The 25,394-nt window shown below is 34.0% G+C and carries 24 protein-coding genes; 11 read left to right on the top strand and 13 right to left on the bottom strand.

Features of this window, described 5'->3' with window-relative positions; genetic code table 11:
• From VFS71_RS09155 to VFS71_RS09130, 6 genes are all read left to right on the top strand, one after another.
• Window positions 1-194 (top strand): c-type cytochrome (locus tag VFS71_RS09155; protein ID WP_414655994.1); only part of this gene is annotated, 194 nt, incomplete at its 5' end.
• Between the two features lie 15 nt (window positions 195-209).
• Window positions 210-1,673, top strand: a complete 1,464-nt coding sequence (locus VFS71_RS09150) for a Gfo/Idh/MocA family oxidoreductase (protein ID WP_326400799.1) — start codon at window positions 210-212, stop codon at window positions 1,671-1,673.
• Between the two features lie 25 nt (window positions 1,674-1,698).
• On the top strand, window positions 1,699-2,409 hold the full coding sequence (locus VFS71_RS09145; RefSeq protein ID WP_326400797.1) for a DUF1080 domain-containing protein: 711 nt from the start codon (window positions 1,699-1,701) through the stop codon (window positions 2,407-2,409).
• Between the two features lie 39 nt (window positions 2,410-2,448).
• Window positions 2,449-3,678: a nucleoside permease gene (locus VFS71_RS09140; RefSeq protein WP_326400795.1), complete on the top strand. Its 1,230-nt coding sequence runs from the start codon at window positions 2,449-2,451 to the stop codon at window positions 3,676-3,678.
• 20 nt (window positions 3,679-3,698) lie between these two features.
• On the top strand, window positions 3,699-4,592 hold the full coding sequence (locus tag VFS71_RS09135) for a hydroxypyruvate isomerase family protein (protein WP_326400793.1): 894 nt from the start codon (window positions 3,699-3,701) through the stop codon (window positions 4,590-4,592).
• 27 nt (window positions 4,593-4,619) lie between these two features.
• On the top strand, window positions 4,620-5,492 hold the full coding sequence (locus tag VFS71_RS09130) for a sugar phosphate isomerase/epimerase (RefSeq protein WP_326400791.1): 873 nt from the start codon (window positions 4,620-4,622) through the stop codon (window positions 5,490-5,492).
• 110 nt (window positions 5,493-5,602) lie between these two features.
• Here VFS71_RS09130 and VFS71_RS09125 read toward each other — a convergent pair whose 3' ends face one another.
• Together VFS71_RS09125 and VFS71_RS09120 are read right to left on the bottom strand one after the other, a co-directional pair.
• A complete protein-coding gene (locus VFS71_RS09125) occupies window positions 5,603-6,727 on the bottom strand; it encodes an acyltransferase (RefSeq protein ID WP_326400789.1) in 1,125 nt (374 codons plus the stop codon).
• 58 nt (window positions 6,728-6,785) lie between these two features.
• Window positions 6,786-8,444 (bottom strand): M1 family metallopeptidase, encoded by a 1,659-nt coding sequence (locus VFS71_RS09120; protein WP_326400787.1) that lies wholly within the window; start codon window positions 8,442-8,444, stop codon window positions 6,786-6,788.
• A 252-nt stretch (window positions 8,445-8,696) separates the two neighbouring features.
• Here VFS71_RS09120 and VFS71_RS09115 point away from each other — a divergent pair, with 252 nt between their 5' ends.
• The gene (locus tag VFS71_RS09115; RefSeq protein WP_326400785.1) at window positions 8,697-9,323 is read left to right on the top strand and encodes a carbohydrate-binding family 9-like protein; all 627 of its coding nucleotides are present in this window, start codon (window positions 8,697-8,699) and stop codon (window positions 9,321-9,323) included.
• A gap of 90 nt (window positions 9,324-9,413) precedes the next feature.
• Here the strand turns inward: VFS71_RS09115 and hisIE are convergent, their stop codons facing one another.
• The 10 genes from hisIE to pckA form a co-directional block, all read right to left on the bottom strand.
• Window positions 9,414-10,013, bottom strand: a complete 600-nt coding sequence (hisIE, locus tag VFS71_RS09110) for a bifunctional phosphoribosyl-AMP cyclohydrolase/phosphoribosyl-ATP diphosphatase HisIE (protein WP_326400784.1) — start codon at window positions 10,011-10,013, stop codon at window positions 9,414-9,416.
• 100 nt (window positions 10,014-10,113) lie between these two features.
• Complete coding sequence (gene hisF, locus VFS71_RS09105) at window positions 10,114-10,869, bottom strand: imidazole glycerol phosphate synthase subunit HisF (protein ID WP_326400783.1); 756 nt, start codon at window positions 10,867-10,869, stop codon at window positions 10,114-10,116.
• Window positions 10,870-10,954: 85 nt separating this feature from the next.
• Window positions 10,955-11,677: a 1-(5-phosphoribosyl)-5-[(5-phosphoribosylamino)methylideneamino]imidazole-4-carboxamide isomerase gene (hisA, locus tag VFS71_RS09100; RefSeq protein WP_326400782.1), complete on the bottom strand. Its 723-nt coding sequence runs from the start codon at window positions 11,675-11,677 to the stop codon at window positions 10,955-10,957.
• Window positions 11,678-11,742: 65 nt separating this feature from the next.
• Window positions 11,743-12,324 (bottom strand): imidazole glycerol phosphate synthase subunit HisH, encoded by a 582-nt coding sequence (gene hisH, locus VFS71_RS09095; RefSeq protein WP_326400780.1) that lies wholly within the window; start codon window positions 12,322-12,324, stop codon window positions 11,743-11,745.
• Window positions 12,325-12,328: 4 nt separating this feature from the next.
• Window positions 12,329-12,676: a nuclear transport factor 2 family protein gene (locus tag VFS71_RS09090; RefSeq protein ID WP_326400778.1), complete on the bottom strand. Its 348-nt coding sequence runs from the start codon at window positions 12,674-12,676 to the stop codon at window positions 12,329-12,331.
• Window positions 12,677-12,687: 11 nt separating this feature from the next.
• The gene (hisB, locus tag VFS71_RS09085) at window positions 12,688-13,824 is read right to left on the bottom strand and encodes a bifunctional histidinol-phosphatase/imidazoleglycerol-phosphate dehydratase HisB (RefSeq protein WP_326400776.1); all 1,137 of its coding nucleotides are present in this window, start codon (window positions 13,822-13,824) and stop codon (window positions 12,688-12,690) included.
• 4 nt (window positions 13,825-13,828) lie between these two features.
• On the bottom strand, window positions 13,829-14,875 hold the full coding sequence (gene hisC / locus VFS71_RS09080; RefSeq protein ID WP_326400774.1) for a histidinol-phosphate transaminase: 1,047 nt from the start codon (window positions 14,873-14,875) through the stop codon (window positions 13,829-13,831).
• Window positions 14,865-16,157 (bottom strand): histidinol dehydrogenase, encoded by a 1,293-nt coding sequence (gene hisD, locus VFS71_RS09075; protein ID WP_326400772.1) that lies wholly within the window; start codon window positions 16,155-16,157, stop codon window positions 14,865-14,867. The genes hisC and hisD overlap by 11 nt, the downstream gene beginning before the upstream one ends.
• 101 nt (window positions 16,158-16,258) lie before the next feature.
• Complete coding sequence (gene hisG / locus VFS71_RS09070) at window positions 16,259-17,116, bottom strand: ATP phosphoribosyltransferase (RefSeq protein ID WP_326400770.1); 858 nt, start codon at window positions 17,114-17,116, stop codon at window positions 16,259-16,261.
• Between the two features lie 435 nt (window positions 17,117-17,551).
• Window positions 17,552-19,171: a phosphoenolpyruvate carboxykinase (ATP) gene (gene pckA / locus VFS71_RS09065; protein WP_326400768.1), complete on the bottom strand. Its 1,620-nt coding sequence runs from the start codon at window positions 19,169-19,171 to the stop codon at window positions 17,552-17,554.
• Window positions 19,172-19,456: 285 nt separating this feature from the next.
• Here pckA and VFS71_RS09060 point away from each other — a divergent pair, with 285 nt between their 5' ends.
• Window positions 19,457-21,157, top strand: coding sequence for a putative transporter (locus tag VFS71_RS09060; protein ID WP_326400766.1), 1,701 nt, complete (start codon window positions 19,457-19,459; stop codon window positions 21,155-21,157).
• 76 nt (window positions 21,158-21,233) lie between these two features.
• Here VFS71_RS09060 and VFS71_RS09055 read toward each other — a convergent pair whose 3' ends face one another.
• The gene (locus tag VFS71_RS09055) at window positions 21,234-23,210 is read right to left on the bottom strand and encodes a dehydrogenase E1 component subunit alpha/beta (protein ID WP_326400764.1); all 1,977 of its coding nucleotides are present in this window, start codon (window positions 23,208-23,210) and stop codon (window positions 21,234-21,236) included.
• Between the two features lie 172 nt (window positions 23,211-23,382).
• On the opposite strand from VFS71_RS09055, the gene VFS71_RS09050 reads away from it, so the two are divergent.
• The 3 genes from VFS71_RS09050 to VFS71_RS09040 all read left to right on the top strand — a co-directional run.
• Window positions 23,383-24,333 (top strand): isopenicillin N synthase family dioxygenase, encoded by a 951-nt coding sequence (locus VFS71_RS09050; protein ID WP_326400762.1) that lies wholly within the window; start codon window positions 23,383-23,385, stop codon window positions 24,331-24,333.
• Window positions 24,334-24,417: 84 nt separating this feature from the next.
• Complete coding sequence (locus tag VFS71_RS09045; RefSeq protein ID WP_326400760.1) at window positions 24,418-24,747, top strand: translation initiation factor; 330 nt, start codon at window positions 24,418-24,420, stop codon at window positions 24,745-24,747.
• 67 nt (window positions 24,748-24,814) lie between these two features.
• The coding region (locus VFS71_RS09040) for a phosphorylase (RefSeq protein ID WP_326400758.1) at window positions 24,815-25,394 on the top strand (580 nt) is incomplete at its 3' end.

Raw genomic sequence — 25,394 nt, 5'->3', positions numbered from 1 at the left:
AAGTAATTGGGCCCTCTTTTTTGGATATTGCCAAAAAATATCCAATGAATGACAAAAACATCAACTATTTATCGGATAAAATTATTAAAGGAGGTTCTGGTGTTTGGGGCACAATACCCATGGCGGCCCATACTGCATTAAAAAAAGATGACGCTAAAAAAATTGCCAAATACATTCTATCATTGAATAAATAAATTGAAACCTACTTTATGGATCAAGACTTTAATAAAAATAAAGAACCAGAATCGGTTGTTCGAAGGGATTTTCTAAAAAAAGGTGTGCTGGCGACAGCTGCTTTTATGATTATTCCAAGACATGTCATGGGCAGAGGTTTTGTAGCTCCTAGTGACAGATTGTTAATTGCAAGTATTGGTGTTGGTGGAAAAGGAAGGTCAGATGTTGCTTCTTTTGAGAAAAGTGGACTTGCAAATGTAGCTTTTTTGTGTGATGTCGATACACGCAGAGCCGCTGATAGTGTAAAAGCTTTACCGAAAGCAAAATTTTACAAGGATTGGCGTGAAATGCTAGACAAAGAGCATAAAAATTTTGATGCCGTATCAGTTTCTACACCCGATCATAATCATGCTATTCAAGCCTTTTCTGCTATGCAGTTAGGCAAGCATGTTTATGTGCAGAAACCAATGGCACATGATATTTATGAGGCACATATGATGACTCAAGCGGCTGCTCGTTATAAAGTAGTAACACAAATGGGAAATCAAGGATCGTCCAATGATGGTACTAGGATTCTAAAAGAATGGTACGATGCAGATTTGATTGGAGATGTACATACGGTTTATGCGTGGACAGATAGACCTGTTTGGCCACAAGGAATTCCTTGGTCAACGGCAAAAACTGAAATTCCTAAGGAATTGGATTGGGATTTATGGCTTGGAACAGCTCCGAATAAAAATTATGTAGACAAATTAGTGCCATTCAATTGGCGAGGTTGGTGGGATTATGGAACTGGTGCATTAGGAGATATGGGATGTCATTTAATGGAAGCTCCATTCTCTGTTTTAAATCTAAAATATGCTAAAGATGTTCAGTGCAGTGTAGGCTCTGTCTATGTTGATGAATTCAAAAGAGGTTATTTCCCAGAAAGTTGCCCTCCTTCAAGTCATGTGGTATTAACATTTCCCAAAACAGATAAAACGAAAGGTGATATCAAAATGCATTGGATGGATGGCGGTATTCAACCAGAACGTCCAGAAGAATTAGGTGCAAACGAAATATTTGGTGATGGTGGGAATGGTACTTTATTCATTGGTACCAAAGGAAAAATGATTTGTGATACTTATAGTGAAAATCCAAGATTGTTACCTTTAAGTCGCAATGAAAATCTAAAAATTGCAGAGAAGTATCCTCGAGTAAAAGATGGTGCCAGTGGTCATCAAAAACAATGGATAGAAGGCTGTATTGCAGGATATGGCAAAAAAGAATTGAGTTCGCCTTTTGAAATTGCTGGTCCATTAACAGAAGCTTTATTAATGGCTAATCTTGCTGTAAGAGGGTATGATTTGCATAAAGAGGTATTAGGCGAAGATGTATTCCCAGGCCGTTCGGTTAAGCTTCTTTGGGATAATGATGCCAAGAAAGTAACTAATATAGATGATGTCAATCAATTTGTAAAACGTAATTATAGAGAAGGTTGGAAAAACCTAAGTTTTTAAAATAATAAAATTAAATAGTAAACACATGAAAAAAATAATAACAACAGTATTAGTATTCACTTTATTTCAAACCATGCAAGCTCAAAAAGGATTTAAACCCCTTTTTGATGGAAAAACAACAACAGGTTGGCATACTTATGGAAAAACTTCGGCTAGTTCTGGATGGAAAGTTGAAGATGGCGTATTGCATTTTGATCCAGAAGCCGCCAAAAATGGTCAAGGAGGAGATTTGGTAACTGATGCAGAATATGAAAATTTTCATTTAAAAGTGGACTGGAAAGTGGCACCAAATGCGAATAGTGGAATCATTTTTTATATAAATGAAAACGCGCAAAAATATAAAAACACCTATGAAACTGGTTTAGAAATGCAAGTTTTGGATAATGACGGTCATCCGGATGGAAAAATAACGAAACACCGAGCTGGAGATTTATATGATTTAATTCAAAGTAAATCGGAACCAGTGAAACCGGTTGGAGAATGGAATACTGCTGAAATTGTTTGTAAAAACGGAAAACTGACTTACGTTTTAAACGGAGTAATTGTTGTAGAAACTGTACTTTGGGATGATAATTTCAAAGCTTTGGTTGCAGGAAGTAAATTTGCTGCGTGGCCAGCTTTTGGAACGTTCAAAAAAGGAAAAATTGCTTTACAAGATCACGGCAATAACGTTTGGTATCGTAACATCATGATTAAAGAATGGAATACGATGGAAACGACAACTGGTTGCAAATAATAGCTCCAAACAAACTTAACCAAAAATCAACTTTACTTTATGAATACAACTATCCGCATTAAATTATCTGTAATGATGTTTCTGGAATTTTTTATCTGGGGGGCATGGTTTGTCACTCTTGGAACTTTTTTAGGAAACAATTTAAAAGCTTCTGGTTCAGAAACAGCAGCTGTTTTTTCTACCCAATCTTGGGGGGCCATCATTGCTCCTTTTATTATTGGTTTGATAGCAGATCGTTATTTTAATGCTGAGAAAATATTAGGTATTTTACATTTAGCAGGTGCATTTTTAATGTATCAAATGTATCAATCGACTGATGTTGGGGCGTTTTATGTCTATGTATTGAGTTATATGGTTTTGTATATGCCAACATTGGCTTTGGTAAATTCAGTGGCATTTAACCAAATGAAAGATCCGGAGAAAGAGTTTGCAAATATTAGAGTTTGGGGTACAATAGGTTGGATTTTAGCTGGATTGTCTATTAGTTTCTTGTTTCATTGGGATTCTGCAGAAGCTGTTTCTAATGGATTACTTAAAAACACATTCCTTTTGGCAGGAATTGCAGCTTTGGTTTTAGGGTTGTTAAGTTTTACATTGCCTAAAACACCACCGAAAGTTAGTGAAGGAAAAATCAAAATTGCAGATATTATTGGTCTAGATGCTTTAAAACTTTTAAAAGATAAGAATTTCTTGATATTTTTTATTTCATCGATTCTGATTTGTATTCCGTTGGCTTTTTATTATCAAAATGCACATCCGTTCCTGACATCCGCTGGGGTTGAAAATCCAACAGGAAAAATGGCAATAGGACAAATATCAGAAGCACTATTTTTATTATTCATTCCTGTATTTTTTGCACGCTTTGGATTCAAGAAAACAATTCTAGTGGGAATGCTTGCTTGGGCAGTTCGTTATGTTTTATTTGCTTATGGCAATGGTGATGAATTAAGTTTTATGCTTATTATTGGAATCGCTTTACACGGGATTTGTTATGATTTTTTCTTTGTTTCAGGACAAATTTATACCAATTCAAAAGCAGGAGAAAAATACAAAAGTGCCGCTCAAGGGTTGATAACATTAGCAACTTACGGTATTGGAATGTTAATTGGGTTTGCAGTCGCAGGCTGGATTACGGATAATTATAAAACGGTTGAAGGTGCAATCGATTGGCAAATGGTATGGATAATTCCTGCCGGAATTGCTTTTGCAGTATTCTTGATTTTTGCTCTTTTATTTCAAGACAAAAACAAAGCAGTAAATGAAATTTAAGTAATTTAAATATAGAAAAGATGAGTGCAAGTTTTGATAGAAGAACCGCTATAAAAGGCATTCTCGCAGGAACTGTTACTTTAGGAATTCCAACAAGTTTATCTGCTTTGGTTACTCCTAAAGAAGAATTAAAATTAGATTCTAATATGTTGAAAGGAAGAATTAATCATTCAGTAGCTCGTTGGTGTTTCAATGATTTTGATGTTGAAACGCTTTGTGTGGAAGCTAAAAAAATCGGAATTACAGGTATTGATTTGGTTGGCCCAAAAGATTGGCCAATACTTAAGAAACATAATCTTGTTTCCACTATGTGTAATGGTGCCGAATTAAATTTAGTGGATGGTTTTAATGATCCAAAATTTCATGATCAACTGATTAAGAATTATACGGAAATGATTCCTTTAGTTGCTGAAGCGGGCTACAAAAACTTGATTTGTTTTAGCGGAAGCAGAAGAGGAAAAACGGATGAAGAAGGCTGGAATAATTGTGTACTTGGGTTGCAAAAGTTAATTCCATTAGCTGAAAAACATAAAGTTACCTTGGTTATGGAATTATTGAACAGTAAGATTGATCATAAAGATTATCAATGTGATAAAACCTATTGGGGAGTGGAATTGGTGAAACGTATCAATTCGGAAAATTTTAAACTCCTTTATGATATTTACCATATGCAAATAGATGAAGGCGATGTTATTCGAACCATAAAAGAAAATCACAACTACATTGCACATTATCATACTGGTGGAGTTCCAGGGCGAAATGAAATTGATGAAACTCAAGAACTCAATTACAGTGCCATAATGAAAGCTATTGCTGATACTGGTTTTACAGGTTTTGTTGGGCAAGAGTTTATTCCTAAACAAAAAGATAAAATGGCCTCCCTAAAAAAGGCAATTACGATTTGTGATATTTAATTTTTAATCTAATAAAAAGTAAAAACAATGATAAAGAGAAGAGATTTTATAATTAATAGCGGTTTGGCTTTAGGTGCATTGGCAATTGCTCCTTCCCTAGCCTTTTCAATTAAACCGAAAAATATTGGTCTTCAATTGTACACTTTGCGAGAAGCATTTTCTAAAGACGTAAAAGGAGTTTTGGAACATGTCGCTAAGTCTGGGTATAAAGAAGTTGAAACGTATGGATATTCAGCTGAAAAAGGATTTTTTGGCACTTCTCCAAAAGATTTCAAAAAGATACTTACTGATAATGGACTAAAAGCGACAAGTGGTCATTATGATTTTAAATCATTTATAAAAGATGGTAATGTCGATTTTCTGAAATCATCTATTGAATGCGCTAATATATTAGGAAGTGAATATGTGGTCGTTCCTTGGTTAGAAGAAAGTTTAAGAAGTAAGTTAGATGACTACAAACAAATAGCACAAAAAATAAACGAAGCAGCTGCTTTATGTAAACAATCTGGATTGAAATTGGCTTATCATAACCATGATTTTGAGTTTATGAAATATGGTAATCAATGTGGATATGATATTTTATTGCAAGAAACTGATAAAAAATTAGTTGATTTTGAATTGGATTTATATTGGGCAGTTCGCTCAGGAAATGATCCTTTGCAATTATTCAAAACTAATCCTGGACGATTTACGATGTGGCATGTAAAAGATATGGATAAATCCAAAGTGGAATGGAATACGGAAATTGGTGAAGGAAGCATCAACTTTAAAGCCATTTTTGCAGAAGCTAAGCTTTCGGGAATGCAACACTTTTTTGTAGAACAAGAAACTAATTATTCTCCAAATCCAACCGATTCTATTAAAACAAGTTGGGAATATGTATCAAAGAATTTAATTTAAACTTATTTTGACATAAAAAAAGGGCTTTCTTACTAGAATAGTAATGAAAGCCTTTTTTTATATATGATTGCATCGTTATTTTGTAATAATAAATGTATTTTTCTTTTGATTTATTTTTGTTCTATTATTTTATTTCTCAATTTCATAAATGGTTTTTCAACAGACCAGTTTAGTAAATATGCACCAAGAAGGCATGTTATAATACAGATTACGAGCATCAAATTACTATTTATCTTAAAATCTGTTAAAAGTTGATGTGTTATGTGTATTATTCCTTTGTGGGTTAGGTAAATTGCATAAGAAAGCGTCGCAATAAATGTTGTTAGTTTTGAATTCCATTTGAATAAAAAACTACTTGGACAGATTGCTCCGATGACCATAAAACCATATCCAATTGCAATTAATGGAAAACCAAAAACTGAGGAATAGTAAGATTGTGTGTCTTCACATAAAAAATAAGCCCCTATTAAGACGAATAAACTGAGAATCAAAAAATGATCTCCGAAATTGGATATTTTAGACCAAATGTTTGGTAAAAACTGATAAATTCCTGCAATTGAAACTCCAACTAAAAGCCCATCCAAACGGTTGTAAGTTGGATAATAAATGTATTTGTACCAATACATCCAATTATTCTCGTCATTAATTTTTGGAAGGTATAATTGGTCAAAACTATATATACGAATTGAAAACCCAAATAGAAATAAAGCAATAATTAACCAATAGGATTTGTTGAACAATTTTGAAAACTGTAGCAAAATCAAAATAATAGGTAGGAATAAATAAAAATGTTCTTCTACGCAAAGAGACCAAGCATGTGAAAATGTACCAAAGTCTTTTAGATTTAGCCCTAAATTCTGAGTAAAAGTCAAAAACTTCCAAACAGGAGGTAAAGCTTCTTTTTCTCGATAAATAGGAAAACAATAATAAAGCGCAACAGTTATCCAAAATGCAGGAAGAATTCTAAAAAATCGTTTTAAGAAAAACAACTTAAATGAAATAACTTTTCCTTCTTTGATTTGTCCAAAGAGTTGGGAAGAAATTAAAAATCCGCTTAAAACAAAAAACAAATCCACTCCAGTCCAACCAAATTTAGCAAAACTTGGCAACCATTCGGGTTGTCCCCCACTAAGAATAAAATAATGAAATAGAAAAACAAATATAATTGCAAATGCTCTTAAATGGTCTAGTCCATAAAGTTTTTTGTGACGGTTGGTGTCAAATCTTTCTGTCAATACTATGCTTATTAATGTGGGAGGCTTTTTTTTATTGTTCTAGGGAAAAATTATATTACTATTGTTTTGCAACCTCATTACTAAAAACATAGAAATCCTTATTTACTTCTACTTTTTCAATTTTTGAAGAATTGGTAAATTCACTCCAGTCTGCCTTTGGGTTCAAAGTAACTTCTGTTCCGTTTAGAGCAACCTTTAAAGGCATGTTAAAACCAGAAACAATATTTGTCCAACGGTATTTCAAAGTGTTGTCTTGAAAAGTATATTCTAATGTTGGAATTCTAATGTCTCTTAAATATTGATTAAAAAACGGATTCAAATCCATACCAACTTGTTGGCTTAGATAATCTTCAATTTGTTTGGTAGTCACCGTTTGATGATAGAAGGTACTGTTTAAGCCTCTCAAAATAATTCTCCATTTTGCATCGTCATTTACCAGTTGGCGTAATGTGTGTAACATATTTGAGCCTTTAGGGTACATATCACCAGAACCTTCATTGTTTACGTCATAATGACCAATAATTGGAATGTCATTTTTAATATTTTTTCTTACGCCTCTTTCATACTCAAAACCTGCCTCCTTTCCATAATAGTATTCTACAAAAAGACTTTCGGAATAATTGGTGAAACTCTCGTGAATCCACATATCGGCAATGTCTTTATAAGTAATATTATTAGCAAACCACTCGTGTCCTGATTCATGCACAATAATAAAGTCAAATTTTAATCCCCAGCCCGTTCCACTCAAATCGCGTCCCAAATAACCATTTTGGTAACCATTTCCATAAGTCACGCTACTTTGATGTTCCATTCCAAGATAAGGAACTTCAACAAGTTTGTAACTATCTTCATAGAAAGGATAAGGTCCGAACCAATATTCAAAAGCTTTCAGCATTCTTGGGACTTCTTTGAATTGTTCTTTGGCTTTGCCTAAATTATCTTTCAAAACATAGTAAGTACAGTCTAAATCACCTTTTTCTCCTTTGTATTTCTCTGAAAAAGTCACGTAATCACCAATATTGATATTTACTCCATAATTGTTGATCGGATTTTTTACAACCCAAGTATACGTTTTTGTACCGTCTTTTAGTGTTTTTACATTTTGCAAACGACCATTGGAGACATCCATTAATTTTCCTGGGACATTCACACTAATTTTCATTCCTTCAACCTCATCATACATATGATCTTTGTTTGGCCACCAAACACTGGCTCCTAATCCTTGACAGGAAGATGCTATAAAATCTTTTCCATTATTATCTTTTTTCCAAGTTAATCCTCCATCCCACGGTGGTCTAACAGCTACTTTTGGTTTACCGTTATAAAACACTTTTACTTCTTTTATTGCACCTATATTTTGTACAGAAGCTAGTGTTATGAAAAAGACATTGTCTTCTCTTTTGTATTGTAATGCAACTCCATCTTGCGTCACTTTGGTAATTTTCATCGGATTTTGCAAGTCAATTTGCATAACTTTATAAGGCTGTAAAACTTTATATTGAATAGTGTTAGATCCTGTAATTGTGCTGTCTGCAGGATTTACTTTTATATCCAAGGAATAATGTTTTACATCCCACCAAACTCGCTCCTTGGTGATACTACCTCTTAAAGAATCTTGTCGAGTAAAAAGAATTTCAGACTTACCAAGTAGTCCTTGTGCAGTTGCTCCATTATAAGCGAATAGAGCAAAAAAGAGAATGCCGAAATGTTTTTTCATACATTTTTAATTTTTGAAGAATAGGTATTTAAACTAATATTATGTTGCAACAAATGTAAACATTCAAATGTAAATTGGAACTATTTTCAATTTTCTAACTTTATAAAAATATTGTTTTCTTAAATTACTTGCCTAATTTTAGCAAAGCATTAAGTTAAAATCCTAATTATGAATAGTAACCGTTTATTTTATTTTGTGTTTTTTTGCTATTCAATTGTGATTCATTCACAAACAATTCCAATATACAAAAGAATGAATGTGCCAATAATCGATGGTGATTTATCCGATTGGAAAAATCCCTTCATCGGACCATTTGTTAAGCATAATTCTGGAGAAAAAGGTGCTCAAGAGACTTATGTTTCTCTTTCATGGGATTCTCAAAATCTTTATTTAGCATATCGCTGTGGCGATTCTAAAATTGTTGGATCAACAAGAAAACATGATTATCCCATTTTTGACAGAGATGATTTAGTTGAAATTTTTATTGATGCAGATGGAGACAGTCAAAATTATCTTGAAATTGGCGTGAATGCTTTTTCAACGAATTATGATATGCTAATTAATTGTGTATCGTCTGATTGTGGAGGATGGAAAACGGATATTTCTTTGGATATTTCACAAATGGAAACGGTTAGTAAAATAGATAAAGACGGTTTTTGTGTGGAAATTAAACTCCCATTTTCCAGTTTATCCACAATTAAAAATAGTGGTTTTTTAATCCCAACGATAAACACAAAGTGGAGAGGAAATATTTTTAGGATTGATTATGGAAAAGAAACTGATTATTTAGCAATTTCTGCATATAATGGTTCGCAATTTGGCTTTCATCAGCCAGAACAATTTAAAACTTTTGAGTTTAAAGATGTTTTCAATAAATGAAAGTAAGGTTTGCTTTTAATTCTAAAGATAAATAAGAAAGCCTCAAAAGTTGACTTAACTATTGAGGCTTATTTATTAGAACTATGGCTATTATTTCTGACGGCTTTTTAAAACATCAACTACATCATTCAATTGAAATCCTTTTGCTTGCAGTAGGATTAAATAATGAAATAGTAAATCTGCACTTTCACTCAAGAATAAATCATCGTTGTCATCTTTGGCCTCAATTACCACTTCAACTGCTTCTTCACCTACTTTTTGAGCAATTTTGTTGATTCCCAATTTGAATAAAGATGCTACGTAACTTTTTTCAGAATCAGCATTTTCTCTTCTGGTTTTGATAGTGTTTTCCAGGTTCGAAATAAAACCATATTCTTGTTTATTTTCCGTTGCCCAACAAGTATCAGTTCCTTTGTGGCACGTTGGTCCCACAGGTTGTACTTGAATTAACAATGTATCGTTATCACAGTCATTTTTGATATCAACCAAATTTAAGAAGTTACCGCTTTCTTCACCTTTTGTCCAAAGTCTTTGCTTAGAACGGCTGTAGAAAGTCACCTTTTGGGTATCGATTGTTTTTTGATATGCTTCGGCATTCATGTAGCCCAGCATCAAAACGTTTTTGGTTTCACTGTCTTGTATGATGGCAGGAATTAATCCGTGTGCGCTTTTTGAAAAATCTATGTTCATTTTTATAATTTAATGATTACTTCGTCCGTTCGCCTTTCAGGCTCGGGTGAAAATTAAAAGATTGAAAGATTATCTAATCCGATTTTCTTTTATCTTTTTTCTAAATTCTAACTTCTATATTGTTATTTTTTAATTCTTTTTTCAAGGCTTTGATTTCAATTTCCTTAAAATGAAATACACTTGCGGCCAATGCTGCATCTGCTTTTCCATCAATAAAAGTATCTACAAAATGTTGCATATTGCCAGCTCCGCCAGAAGCTATTATCGGAATATTAACCAATTGAGATAATTTTGCCAAAGCTTCATTAGCAAATCCATTTTTGGTTCCATCGTGATTCATTGAGGTAAAAAGGATTTCTCCAGCTCCTCTTTCCTCTACTTCTTTTGCCCAATCAAACAAATTCATCTCAGTTGGAACTTTTCCACCTACTAAATGCACGATCCATTCTCCATCAATTTGTTTGGCATCTATGGCGACAACCACACATTGACTTCCAAATTTTTGTGCCAAATCATTAATCAACTGCGGATTTTTTACCGCCGATGAATTAATTGAAACCTTATCGGCCCCATTTTGAAGCAAAACTTCTACGTCTTCAACTGCCGAAATTCCACCACCCACAGTAAACGGAATATTAATCGTTGCCGCTACTTTTCGAACTAAATCAACCAAAGTTCTCCTTCTCTCTTCGGTTGCCGAAATATCCAGGAAAACCAATTCATCAGCACCTTCATCTGAATAGATTTTGGCCAATTCGACAGGATCACCGGCATCACGCAAATCTACGAAATTAACACCTTTCACGGTTCTTCCGTTTTTTATATCGAGACAGGGTATTATTCTTTTTGTTAACATCTTTTTTAATGTGTCAATTTGAGAACTTGAGAATTAGATAATTTTTAAGTTTCGCATAAAATTACCTAATTGACTAATTTTCTCATTATCTAATTATAAAATCCTCTAATTGTTTCAACGAAATTCTTCCTTCGTAAATGGCTTTTCCAATAATTGTTCCTTCACAACCTAATTCCGCCAGTTTAGGTAATTCATCAAATGTAGAAATTCCTCCAGAGGCGATTAATTTTATGCCATTAGCTTCTGTTAGGATTTTGGCATACAAATCAAAACTTGGACCTTCCAACATTCCGTCTTTGGCAATATCGGTACAAATTACGTACTGAATTCCTTTATTTTGATAATCTTGAATAAATGGCACTAAGTCCTCATCAGAATCTTCCAGCCAACCTGAAACGGCTACTTTTTCGTTATTCGCATCAGCTCCTAAAATAATTTTGTCTGAACCATACTCTACAATCCATTTCTCGAAAATAGCTCTATTTTTTACAGCGATACTTCCACCAGTTATTTGGTTGGCACCTGATTCAAAAGCAATTTTCAAGTCAGAATCAGCTTTTAAACCACCACCAAAATCAATTTTCAATTTGGTTTGTGAAGCGATTTGTTCTAATATTTTATAATTAACAATCTTGCTTGATTTAGCTCCATCCAAATCAACCAAGTGTAAATATTCAATTCCGTGGGCTTCAAATGATTTGGCCACTTCCAAAGGATTTTCATTGTATATGATTTTGGTATTGTAATCGCCTTTGGATAAACGAACACATTTTCCTTCGATGATGTCTATTGCGGGTATTATTCTCATTTTATTTGTCATTGCGAGGAACGTAGCAATCTCATTCCGCTGATTTTTAATATTACTATTGAAATTTATAACTTCAAAAAGTTTCCAAGGATTTTCTCTCCGACATCACCACTTTTTTCCGGGTGAAATTGTGTTCCGTAGAAATTATCATTTTCTAAGGCCGATGAATATTCCAAGTCGTAATTAGTTGTGGCAATGGTTTCTTTGCAAATTGAGGCATAAAAACTATGAACCAAATACATATATTCGTTCTCGGCAATTCCTTTAAACAAATCTGATTTTAGGTTATAAATGTTATTCCAACCCATTTGTGGCACTTTTACTTTTGAGGAAAATTTAATCACATCTACATCAAAAATGCCCAATCCTTCTGTATTTCCTTCCTCAGAAGAATTGCACATCAATTGCATACCCAAACAAATTCCGAATACGGGTTGTTTCAGCGTTGGAATCAAAGTATCAAGACCGCTTTGTTTTAGCATTTTCATCGCGTAACTTGCCTCGCCCACTCCAGGGAAAATTACTTTATCGGCTGCTTTTATTTCTTCAGGATCGTTGCTCAAAATCGCTTTATATCCCAATCTCTCGATAGCAAACATAATGCTTTGAATGTTTCCTGCTCCGTAATTTATGATTACTATTTTCATTTTCTTAAGTAGTATAATGGGCTATCATTTTATTTACCAATCCTTCATTATTGAAAAACATAACTTCGATCGCCATTTTATTCATAATAGATTTGTAATATAAAGCCACTGAATTAACACCCGATGTAACTTCTATAAGTTCAAAATGTAAATCGGGAAACTTAGTTAGGGCTTTATTCCAATACTCTCTAACTGATTCTTTTCCGAAAAGAGAACCAATTTCTATTCCTGCAGCCAATTTTATCATTGGTGTAGTAATCTCGATATCTTCAGAATAATGTTGCATTATATTTTCCAAATCATGAGAATTCCAAGATTCAATCCATTCTTTAGCAAATTTTTGTGCATCCATGATTTTTATTATTAAAGCATTCCTTTTGTTGAAGGCAAAATCATCTTCTCTGTATCGCGTTTTACGGCTACTTTTATCGCTTTCGCAAAAGCTTTAAAGATGGCTTCAATTTTGTGATGTTCGTTGGTTCCTTCTGCTTTGATGTTGATATTGGCTTTGGCACCATCTGAAAATGATTTAAAGAAATGATAAAACATCTCTGTTGGCATTTTACCCACCATTTCACGTTTGAATTCGGTTTCCCAAACCAACCAGTTTCTACCTCCAAAATCAATGGCTACCTGCGATAAGCAGTCGTCCATTGGCAAACAAAAACCATAACGCTCTATTCCTAATTTATTCCCTAATGCTTTTGCAAAAACTTCTCCCAATGCAATTGCAGTATCTTCAATCGTGTGGTGTTCATCAACTTCTAAATCGCCTTTTACCAAAATTTCCAAGTCCATTTGTCCGTGACGGGCAATTTGGTCTAACATATGGTCAAAAAACGCAATACCGGTTTCGATTTTACTTTTTCCTGTTCCGTCCAAGTTTAGGTTGATATAAATATCTGTTTCATTGGTTTTTCTTGTGATCGATGCCGAACGCGCTTCAAGTTTTAAAAACTCATAGATGGCTTTCCAATCAGTAGATTGCAAGACGATAACTTCGTCTAGTTCTTCTTTTTTACTTGAGATTTCTGCTACTCCTAAATCATCTTCTGATTTCATAAAAATAGCTTTAGCACCTAAGTTTTTGGCCAATTCAACATCGGTCAAACGATCTCCTAAAACAAATGAATTGGCTAAATCGTAGTCGGGATTGTCAATGTATTTGGTCAGCATTCCAGTTCTTGGCTTACGAGTTGGTGCATTGTCTTCCGGGAAAGAACGATCCACAAAAATATCATCAAAAAGAACACCTTCGTTTTCAAAAGCTCTCAAAATAAAGTTTTGCGTAGGCCAAAAAGTATCTTCGGGAAAACTGTCGGTTCCCAATCCATCCTGATTAGTAACCATAACCAATTCATAATCCATTTCTTTGGCGATTTTTGCCAAATATTGAAATGTTTTTGGATAAAATTCCAATTTATCTAAACTGTCTAATTGATATCCTTCCGGTTCTAATACAATCGTTCCGTCACGATCTATAAAAAGTACTTTCTTCATTTTCTTAAGCTATTAATGCCTCAATTAATTTTTTATTTTCTTCTTCTGTTCCAATAGTCAAACGCAAACAATTATCACATAACGGCTGAGTTGTTCTATTGCGGATTACAATTCCTTTCGCGATTAAATCATCGTATCTTTTGTTGGCATTATCTACTTTAACCAAGATGAAATTAGCCTCAGTAGGATATATTTTCTCAACATATTTTACATCAAGTAAAACTTTAAGTAATTCTTCTCTTTGGCTTATAATTGCTTTGATTTCTGATTTTATCGCATTGGTATTGTCTAATCTTTCTAAAGCTCTTCTTTGAGTTAACTCGTTTACATTATAAGGTGGTTTTATTTTGTTTAAAACCGAAATTATTTCTGCGGAAGCATAACAAATTCCCAATCGGATTCCGGCCAAACCATATGCTTTTGAAAGTGTCTGTGTGATAATCAAATTTGGATATTGATCAATTTTTTGCAACCAGCTTTCTTTTTCTGAAAAATCAATATATGCTTCGTCAATAACAATCAAACCATTAAAGTGCTCCAATAAAGTCGTAACACTTTCTTCTGAAAAAGAATTCCCGGTTGGGTTATTGGGCGAACAAAGAAAAATCATTTTAGTATTGTCATCAATTGCTTTAAAGATTTTTTCAATTTGAGGTTGAAAATCGGTTGAAAGCAGGACTTCTCTATTTTCTACAGCATTGATATTAGCCAATACTCCGTACATTCCGTATGTAGGTGGTAAAGTAATTACATTGTCAATTTTTGGCTCGCAAAAAGCTCTAAAAATCAAATCTAGAACCTCATCGCTACCATTTCCTAACAACATTTGGTTAGGATTTACTTTGTGTTGTTTCGCTAATATGCTTTTTACCGATGCCTGTTGCGGGTCAGGATAACGATTTACGCCACTATTGTAAGGGTTTTCATTGGCATCCAAAAAAACCATATCGGCGGTGTCAAAATCCTCAAATTCATCTCTCGCTGACGAATAAGGCTTTAAAACCTTGACATTGTCACGAACTAAACTATCTAAACTAAAACTATTTGTCATTTTCAAGGGCTTTTAATCGTAAGGTAACTGCATTTTTGTGGGCTTGTAATCCCTCGGCTTCGGCCATTATTTCTATAGCTGAACCAATATTTTGTATTCCTTTTTTAGAAATTTTTTGAAAAGTCATTGATTTGGTAAAACTATCAAGGTTCACTCCGCTATAATTTTTGGCATAACCATTCGTAGGCAAGGTGTGATTAGTTCCCGAAGCGTAATCTCCCGCACTTTCCGGAGTATAGTTTCCAATGAAAACTGAACCTGCGTTGCCAATATTGTTTACATAAAAATCTTCATCTTTAGTACAAATGATAAAGTGTTCCGGGCCGTATTCGTCGATTAATTCTAAAGCAATTTTATCATTTTCAACATAAATCAATTTCGAATTGGTAATGGCTTTCTCTGCTATGGCTTTTCTTGGAAGAGCATCCATTTGAGATTGAATTTCTTTTTCTACTTCATCAATTAATTCTTTTGAAGTAGAAACCAAAATCACTTGGCTGTCTGTTCCGTGTTCTGCTTGAGATAGTAAATCGGAAGCGACAAAGGCTGCATTGGCTGTATCATCGGCAACAATCAATAATTCGGAAGGTCCTGCCGGCATATCGATGGCTACACCAAATTGAGTTGCCAATTGTTTGGCTACAGTTACAAATTGGTTTCCTGGACCAAATATTTTATACACTTTTGGGATAGTAACAGTTCCAAAAGTCATCCCAGCAATGGCTTGAATACCGCCTACTTTCAAAATTTTGGTTACACCACACAAATAAGCAGCATACAAAATGGCTGGATTGATATTCCCATTTTTATCTGGAGGCGAACACAGTACGATTTCGCTACAACCTGCAAGATTAGCAGGTACAGCCAGCATCAATACAGTTGAAAATAAAGGAGCAGTTCCGCCGGGAATATATAAACCAATTTTTTGGATTGGTCTTTTTTCCTGCCAACAGTTTACACCCTCAATAGTTTCTACTACAACGCGGTTCGTTTTTTGGGCAGCGTGGAATTTTTCAATATTTGATTTTGCCAATTGAATAGCTTCTTTTAACTCTTTAGAGATAGTAGCGATTGCAGTTGCTATTTCGGTTTGGGAAACTTCTAAATCAGGTACTGAAACCCCATCAAAAAGAGACGTATATTTTGCAACAGCAAAATCACCTTTTGCCTGTACTTCCTTGAAAATCCCTTTTACAGTTGCTTCAATATCATCAACTGTTTTAGTTGGTCTTTCTAAAATAGCTGACCAAGTTTCTGGTTTTGGGTTGTATATTTTATTCATTTTTTTATGCTTTATGCTATAAGCTGTAAGCTTTAAGCAATTTAAATAACTTCTAGTCTTAGTAAGAAAGCTTACGGCTTATTGCCTAAAGCTTACAGCTTCTAAAGTACCATTTTTTCGATTGGACAAACTAAAATTCCTTCGGCACCAACTTCTTTCAAGCGGTCGATTACTTCCCAAAAAGTGTCTTTGTCAATTACCGAGTGTACACTACTCCATCCTTCTTGCGCCAATGGCAAAACGGTTAAACTTCGCAATACAGGAAGGATCTTTCCAACTGCATCAATTTTGTCATTTGGAATATTCATCAGAATGTATTTCGATTTTCTTGCTCTTAATACTGATTCAATTCTAAATTTTAATGTATTAATTATTTTTTGAGATTCAGGGCTTACTTTTGGAGAAACCGCTAATACCGCTTCACTTTTAAAAATAACCTCAACTTCCTTTAAATTATTTTTAAACAAAGTACTTCCGCTAGAAACAATATCGACAATTGCATCTGCTAAGCCTATATTTGGTGCAATTTCTACCGAACCGGATATTTGGTGAATATCAACTGTTATTCCTTTAGAACTGAAAAAATCAATTACAGTATTAGGATAAGAAGTTGCTATTCGCATCCCTTCTAAATCTTGAATGGATTTGTAATCGAATGCTTTAGGGACCGCTACAGATACTTTGCATTTTGAAAATCCTAATTTTTGAATTACTTCAATATTTTTTCCTTTTTCAACCAATAAATTATCTCCAACAATAGCAATGTCGACTACTCCGTCGATTAAATATTGAGGAATATCTGAATTTCGTAAATACAAAACCTCTAAAGGAAAATTCGAAGCCTCTGCTTTTAATTGATCTATTCCATTATCGATTGAGATGCCTGCATCTTTTAGGATTTGGATGCTTTCTTCGTTTAAACGTCCTGATTTTTGAATTGCAATTTTAAGTGTACTCATTTTTAGTTTTTTAGTTTGTAGTTTAAATTAATGCTTGAGTACAAAGAATAGGTAATAAAAAACCCGTTTGATGTACTCAAACGGGTTTAGATTATTGTGATTTACACGCATACCATTAACACATCGCTTGAGAGCAATTATGAGAATGATGATGATGTAATTGAATTGATAACATAACTTTATAAAATTAGATAACTCTTTGTTTCTTTTGCAAATATAGAGGATAAATCAATTACAATCCAATTTTTATTTTAACGTTTCAATAATTATTTGTTAAATTAAAAAACTCAAAATGAATGGGTTTGTTGAATTATCACAAAAAGAATTAATCTTAGAAAGCATTTTAAATTAAAATCACAAAACACCTGCCAATACTGTTTTTTATGCAGTATTAACAGGTGTTTAACCAACCTTAAAATAATTATTAGTAAGCTACTAATTTAAAACTGCTTCCAAAGAAGGTCCCGCAGCGACTAAACGTTTTCCTTCTTCAGTATCAGTATATTGTTCGAAATTTTTAATGTAACGTTCTGATAAATCTTTTGCTTTGCTTTCCCATTCATCAGTATTTTTATAAGTATCTCTTGGATCAAGGATTCCTTCACTAACATTTGTTAATGCAGTTGGGATAGTTAGGTTTAAGAAAGGAACAGTTTTTGTTTCTGCAGCATCGATCTCACTGTTGATAATTGCATCAATGATTGCTCTTGTGTTTTTAAGAGAAATTCTTTTTCCTGTTCCATTCCAACCTGTATTTACTAAATATGCTTTTGCTCCGTGTTCTTTCATTTTTCCAATTAATGTTTTAGAATACATTGTTGGGTGTAATGTTAGGAAAGCTTCACCAAATGCTGGAGAGAAAGAAGGTTCTGGAGAAGTAATTCCTCTTTCAGTTCCTGCTAATTTTGAAGTATATCCACATAAGAAGTGATATTGAGCTTGATCTTCATCTAAGATAGATACTGGAGGCAATACTCCAAATGCATCAGCAGAAAGATAAATGATTTTGCTTGCATGTCCAGCTTTAGATGGCAACACAATTTTATTGATATGATAAATTGGGTAAGAAACTCTAGAGTTTTCAGTTATTGAGTGATCGTAATAATCAATTTCTCCGTACTCGTCAACAATTACATTTTCTAATAACGCATCTCTTTTAATAGCTCTCCAGATGTCTGGTTCATTTTCTTCTGATAAATCAATTACTTTGGCATAACAACCTCCTTCATAGTTAAATACTCCATTGTTATCCCATCCGTGCTCATCATCACCAATTAGGTATCTTTTTGGGTCTGCAGAAAGTGTTGTTTTTCCTGTTCCTGAAAGCCCGAAGAATACCGCAACATCTCCTTTTTCACCAACGTTGGCAGAACAGTGCATAGAAGCCATCCCTTTTAATGGTAAATAGTAGTTCATCATAGAGAACATACCTTTTTTCATTTCACCTCCGTACCAAGTTCCTCCAATAATTTGAATTTTTTCAGTAAGGTTAAAAACTACGAAGTTTTCAGAGTTTAATCCTTGTTCTCTCCAATTTGGATTTACTGTTTTTGAACCGTTCATTACAATGAAATCAGGTTGTCCAAAGTTTTCCAACTCATAATTTGAAGGTCTGATAAACATATTGGTTACAAAGTGAGCCTGCCAAGCAACTTCCATTACGAAACGAACTTTAAGTCTTGTGTCAGCATTTGTTCCGCAAAATGCATCAACTACGTATAATTTTGGAGAAGTTGAAAGTTGTTTTAGAACTAGTCCTTTCAATTCATCATAAATTCCTTGAGTTGTTGGGAAATTTACTTTGTCATCCCAGTAGATGGTGTCTTTTGAAACGGAGTCTTTAACAATGTATCTGTCTTTAGGAGAACGTCCAGTAAAAACTCCTGTTTTTACTGCAACTGCACCTGTATCAGTTAAAGCACCTTTTTCATATCCTTTTCTTTTATTAGAAACTTCTGCTTTGAATAATTCTTCATAAGAAGGGTTGTATACAACTTCATGGTATCCTGTGATTCCTAAATTGTGTAATTCCTGAATAATTTTGATGTTTTTCATGGTTTTTTATTTATGTAATTTGATGTGTTAATTTCTTTATCAAATGTACTCTAGCTATCAAAGAAAAAAACTGATTTTTATCATGTTTGTCAAAAAAATATACGCAAACGTTTTCGCTTTCGTGTTGTTTTACAAGGAGTTATGAATATTTGTTTTAAGTGTTACTAATTTTTGTTAACGAGTTGATTCTTAGTATTGAAGTAAGTCAAAACTGATTTTTATCATATTAAGATAACAAAATTATTAATTTATTTACATCATTATTCACAACTAAAATATAATATTATGTTTGATTGGTTTAAAATATTATTTACTCCGACTGAGACACCGGAGATGACACAATCTTTAATTGTATTGTTCATGGCAATCAGTATTGGTTTTTTTGCAGGAAAACTCAAAATAGGCAGTGTTTCGCTTGGGGTATCTGCGGTAATGTTTGTAGGTCTTTATATAGGTCATTTAGGCTTCAGTATGGATGCTGAATTGATTCAATTCGTGCGAGAATTTGGTTTGATACTGTTTGTATACGGAATTGGTATCCAAGTTGGACCTAGTTTTTTTTCTTCTTTCAAAAAGGAAGGTTTAATTTTTAATGCTTTGGGAGTTGGAACTGTCTTTTTGGGTGGAATTATTGCCTATTTAATTCATTTGATTGTCAATGTGAAAATTGAAAATGCAGTTGGATTAATGTCGGGTTCAGTGACAAATACGCCTGGACTAGGAGCTGCCAAATCGACTTTGATTGAAATTCAAAAGCAATTGAATCTTCCTGTGGATCACTTTGCAGATCCTGCCATTGCTTATGCCATTACATATCCCATTGGTGTTTTTGGAATTATATTGATCATAATTTTAGTCAAAAATATTTTAAAGATTGACTTATCAAATGAAGTTATTTTACTTAATGAAAAAAATAAAGACTCTGAAAATAAAATCGTTCGTCAAAAATGCAGAGTAACACAGCCGAATATTGTAGGAAAAACAATTCGCCAAGTATTTAAGGAATTCCACATTGACGACGTGATTATTTCCAGACAAAAGCAAAGCGGAACCAAAGAGGTATTTTCACCTTCATTAGATTCTATAATAAAAGAGAAAGATGTTTTGATGGTTGTGGCTAAGCAAAAAGACATTAATAAATTTATTGATATTGTTGGAAAAGTATCAACGGATTTATTCATTGAATCTGAAGATGATGTTACAACCAAAATCCTTAGTGTAACTAAAAAAACAGCGACTCATAAAACATTAGCACAATTGGATTTATACAATCAATTTGGTTTAAAAGTTACTCGTGTAGTTCGTTCTGGATTAGAAATTTTAGCACAGCCTACATTGGAGCTTTATTATGGAGATACCTTATTGGTAGTAGGCAGTAAAGAAGCAATTCAAGAAGCGGAAAATATTATTGGGAATTCCAAAAAAATACTTTTGGAACCCGATTTTCTTTCACTTTTCGGCGGGTTGATTTTTGGGGTTATCATAGGTTCAATTCCGATAATGATTCCTTCTCTGCCTGTTCCGTTAAAATTAGGATTGGCCGCTGGTCCCCTTTTGGCCGCATTATTTATCAGTAGATATGGCGGAGTTGGTGTAATTCATTCGTATATCAATAACGGAGCAATTCATTTCATGAAAGATTTCGGAATTTGTTTATTCTTCGAAGCTGTTGGGATTAAAGCCGGTCATGGTTTTTATGACAATTTTGTGGCAAATGACGGATGGATGTGGATCTATTATGGTTGTTATATCACTTTTGTGCCATTAATCATATTGGTATTAATTAGCCGATTTGTATTTAAACTTAATTTTTATCAAATGGTTGGTATTATGAGTGGCTCCTATACAGATCCTGCTGCATTGGCTTTTAGTACCAAATATTTAGATTCTGATATACCCAACCAATCATACGCAACAGTCTATCCGTTAGTAACCATCAGTAGAATATTGGTAGCACAGCTTCTTATTTTGCTCTTTGCTAGTTGATCTTTAATTTATTTCCATAAAAAAAGGATGTCTAATTGCGGACATCCTTTTTGTTTTTCAATTTATAGTTTCTTCATTAATACTCCAAAAGTGCTTTTAATTCGGTTTCAAACCTGCTTTTTGGCAAATATTGATCTTCCAATGCCTTTGTAAACGGAATTGGAGAATCCAAACTCGCCACACGTTTTACAGGCGCATCTAAGTATTCAAAACAATTTTCCATAATCAAAGCCGAAATATCGCTGGCAACGCCACCAAACATAGAATCTTCTTGATAAATAATCACTTTTCCTGTCTTTTTAACTGACGTGTAAATAGCTTCGGTATCCAAAGGTTGAAGTGTTCTTAAATCCAATACATCAGCTTTTATTTCAGGATTTTTGTCTAATGTTTCCAAAGCCCAGTGTACTGCGGCCCCAAAAGAGATAATGGTGACATCATTTCCTTCTTTTAGCAAAGCGGCTTTTCCTAATGGAATAGTGTAATAATCGGTTGGGACGTCTTGCGACAAACTTCTGTATAATTGTTTGTGTTCAAAGAAAAGCACCGGATTTGGGTCGTTGATTGAAGCATTCAGCAAACCTTTGACATCATAAGGAAAAGCTGGATAAACCACTTTTAAACCTGGAGTTTTTGTAAACCAGGCTTCATTGGTTTGGGAATGAAAAGGTCCCGCCTGAGTTCCGCCACCACAAGGCATACGAACCACGACATCGGCTTTCTCCAACCAGCGGTAATGTGATTTGGCCAATAAATTCACAATTGGATTGAATCCAGTGGATACAAAATCGGCAAATTGCATTTCGACAATAGCTTTATATCCATTTATGGACAATCCCATTGCTGTTGAAACTACTGCGCTTTCGCAAATGGGTGTGTTCCGAACACGGTCTTTGCCAAATTGAGCCACAAAACCATCCGTTATTTTGAAAGCACCTCCATATTCGGCAATATCCTGTCCCATGATAACCGACTTTTCATGTCGTTCCATTGATTGACGTAAACTACCGGAAATAGCATCTATAAAGCGGATATTCTCTACTTCTGCATTCGGATGGAACTCTTCATGGATATAGGGTTGGTAAACATCATTTAATTCTCCTTCGTAAGTGGGAACTATTTCTGGTTCGGCATTGGCCATAGCCCAACTTTCGTCAATATCTTTTTTGATTTCGTGTTGTATTTCGTCATCATGCTCTTTGGTAAGAATACCGTTTTGGTATAAAAAGCTTCTGTAATTGTCCACAGGGTCTTTTGCAGCCCATAAATCCATTAATTCCTGGGGAACATATTTAGTGCCACTCGCCTCTTCATGACCTCGCATTCTGAATGTTTTGAATTCCAATAAAATTGGACGTGGATTCTCAGCAATCGATGCTTTTAATTCTGTTAATAGATTAAATACTTCCAAAATATTATTCCCGTCAACAATATGACTTTCGATTCCATAACCTATTCCTTTGTCGGCAAGGTTTTCACAACGATATTGTTCATTGGTAGGAGTCGAGAAACCGTAACCGTTATTTTCAATTATAAAAAGAACAGGCAAATCCCAAACTGCTGCGATATTCAAGGCTTCATGAAAATCACCTTCACTTGTAGCGCCTTCCCCGGTAAAAACAGCTGTTACTTTTCCGTTTTTCTGTAATTTATTGGCCAATGCTATTCCATCGGCAACACCCAGTTGAGGTCCCAGATGCGAAATCATTCCGATAATTTTATAAAGCTGTGTTCCAAAGTGAAAACTTCGGTCCCTACCTTTTGTAAAACCATTGGCTTTGCCTTGCCATTGAGAAAATAAACGATGCAATGGAATGTCTCTTCCTGTAAATACACCTAAGTTACGGTGCATCGGCAGAATGTATTCATCGGTGTCCAAAACAGCGGTAATACCTACTGAAATGGCTTCTTGCCCTATACCGGAAAACCATTTGGATACTTTTCCCTGTCTAATAAGGATTAACATTTTTTCCTCTACCAGTCTCGGCTTCAGAATTCTTTTATATAGATTTAATAAGGTTTCGTTAGAAAGATCTTTTTTATCAAAATTCATTTTTAGTAGTATTTGGTGAATATTTCAAAGATAAATAAATATAACAGTTTAAATCAAAAATGTTATATTATTTTAAAATGTCATTAATTTTTAAAATAACTTATCTATTTTATTTTTTATCTTTGTGCTTACGAAGTTTTAGAACTTCTAAAGTATTAAATACATACATAATATGCAAAACATTCCTAGTGTTGACTTGCGTGATTTCCTTTCGGACGACCCGAAACGTAAACAAAAATTTGTAAATGAAATCGGAAGTGCATTCGAAGATATAGGCTTCGTAGCGCTCAAAGGGCATTTTTTAAACGATCAATTAGTTGATGAATTGTATGGCGAAATCAGGAATTTCTTTTCCTTGCCATTAGAAACAAAACACAGCTATGAAATTCCTGGAATTGGTGGGCAAAGAGGTTATGTTTCTTTTGGAAAAGAACATGCCAAAGGTCGTAAAGAAGGGGATTTGAAAGAGTTTTGGCATTTTGGACAGTATGTGGAAAAAGATTCCAAATATGCTTCAGAATATCCAGATAATGTTGAGGTAAAAGAATTACCACGTTTTAATGTTGTAGGTAAAGAAGCTTACCAAATGCTTGAAAAAACAGGTGTTTATGTGTTGAGAGCTTTGGCTTTGCATCTTGGATTGGACGAATTTTATTTTGACGAATACGCCAAAGACGGGAATTCAATCTTAAGACCTATTCACTACCCTCCTATTACATCTGAGCCTGAGAATGCTATTAGGGCAGCAGCTCATGGTGACATTAATTTGATTACTTTGTTGATGGGAGCTCAAGGTAAAGGATTACAAGTTCAAAACCATAATGGTGATTGGATTGATGCCGTTGCAGAACCGGATGAATTGGTAATCAATGTAGGTGATATGTTATCGCGTCATACCAATAACAAACTAAAATCTACAATTCATCAAGTAGTTAATCCACCTAGAGAATTATGGGGAACATCTCGTTATTCTATTCCGTTTTTTATGCACCCAGTAAGTGATATGAAATTAAACTGTTTAGAAAACTGTATAGATGCTGAAAATCCTAAGAAATTTGAGGATATTACTGCAGGGGATTATTTATACGAACGCCTAGTTGACTTAGGTTTAATTAAGAAGTAAGAAATAAAATTCCAAAACTGAAATTCCAAATTCCAATGATACACTTTTGGAATTTGGAATTTGGTTTTTTATAATTTAGAAAATATGGATTTACAAGACCAATTAAAGAATCTTTTTCCAGATCACGAAATGTCTCCTGAAGAGGCAATTGAAAAAGAAGTGCATGAATTATATGTTCAAAAAGAACCAATGATCTGCAAATTCGAAAAAAGAAAAGGAAAAGCCACCACTATAATTGAAGGATACGAAGGAACTGACGAAGATTTCAAAATTCTGGCCAAGGAAATTAAAACCAAATTGAGTGTTGGCGGAAGTTTCAAGGACGATTCCATTATCATTCAAGGGGATTACCGCGATAAAATAATGACTATTTTAAAAGAAAAAGGTTTTAAAGTAAAACGTGTTGGAGGATAATTTAAAGTAAGCAGTTTGCAGATTTTAGTATTAAACCTTAAACTTTTAAATCCTTAAGCAAAAAACGATGGCTATTCAACAATCCGAATTAATACTCAATCCTGACGGGAGTGTGTATCATCTTAATTTGAAACCCGAACACATTGCTCACGATATTATTTTTGTGGGTGACCAAGATCGAGTGGCAAAAATCACCAAACATTTTGATTCTATTGAATTTTCTACCCAAAAAAGAGAATTCAAAACTCAAACAGGTATATACAAGGGTAAACGCTTAACGGTGATGTCTACTGGAATTGGGCCTGATAATATTGATATTGTTATCAACGAACTGGATGCACTTGTCAATATCGATTTGGAAACCAGAAAGCCAAAAGAAAAACTAACCTCATTAAACATTATTCGAATAGGAACTTCAGGTTCTTTACATGCCGATATTCCTGTGGATAGTTTTGTTATGTCTCAATTTGGTTTGGGGCTTGATAATATGCTTCGTTCTTATTTGGTTGATGCTGTTTCTAATGTGAAGATGGAAAACGCATTTATTGAACACACCAATTGGGATTTGAAAAAAGGAAGGCCTATTGTTGTTTCTTGTTCTTCGGTATTAGAAAAAAGAATAGAAAGCGATAGAATGCACAAAGGAA

The organism is Flavobacterium sp., assembly GCF_035760125.1.
Taxonomy (GTDB): Bacteria; Bacteroidota; Bacteroidia; order Flavobacteriales; family Flavobacteriaceae; genus Flavobacterium.
This window is presented reverse-complemented; position numbering and strand designations above follow the sequence as displayed.